Genomic DNA, 808 nt, shown 5'->3' on the forward strand with positions numbered 1-808 from the left:
CTAGTGCCGTATCAGGCGACGTTTGCCCTGTCGACGACGGCGCGTAGGCGCCGGTCGTCGGCGTGACGGTTTCGCCAGATGATGTATCGGCGGATCATGCTGCCCTGCTCCTTGTGACTGGCGTGGTCGGTGCCGTCGAGGGCGAAGTAGCGCAGGGCGGTGAACTGGGCCTCGATGCGGTTCAGCCAGGAGCTGTTGGTGGGCGTGTAGGCGAGTTCGACGTTGTTCGCCGCGGCCCAGTCGCCGACGCGGGTGTCTTTCTTCGTGCTCAGGTGCGGGGAGAAGTTGTCGAGCACGACCGCGATGCGGATGGCGGGCGGGTAGAGGCTGCGCAGGTAGCGGCAGAACTCCAGGAACCTTGTCCGGTTCTTCCTCGGCTTGATGTGGCCGTAGAGCTTGTCCTTGCCCAGGTCGTAGGCGGCGAACAGGTGACGGACCCCGTGCGGGCGGGTGTAGGTCGCCCGCCGTCGGGGCCTGGGCTCGCGGCCGGGGTCCTTGTGCCGCCCACCGCGCTCGGCCCATTGCCGTCCGGGGTGGGGCTGGAGGTTGAGCGGGCCGAACTCGTCCAGGCAGAAGATGACGTCGGGTTCGTCGTCTTCGGGTATGACCTCGCCGTCGGCGATCGCGTAGAGGTGCTCGACGCGGGCCTTCTTGGCGGCGTAGTCCGGATCGCGGGAGGTCTTCCAGGTCTTCATGCGTTGAAAGGAGACGCCCTCCTCGCGGAGCAGGATGCGCAGGCCCTCGTGGCTGATGTCGTCGACCACCCCCTCGGCGACCAGGAAGTCGGCCAGCTTGGCCAGGCTCCAGG

General features: G+C 67.5%; 1 protein-coding gene. It reads right to left on the reverse strand.

Going from position 1 to position 808, the window contains the following annotated elements; translation table 11 throughout:
• Positions 1-11: 11 nt before the first annotated feature.
• Positions 12-808, reverse strand: a 797-nt coding sequence (locus IE252_RS42895) for an IS630 family transposase (RefSeq protein ID WP_229849177.1), incomplete at its 5' end; no start/stop codon positions are given.

It is taken from the genome of Streptomyces melanogenes, assembly GCF_014649795.1.
Taxonomy (GTDB): Bacteria; Actinomycetota; Actinomycetes; order Streptomycetales; family Streptomycetaceae; genus Streptomyces; species Streptomyces noboritoensis.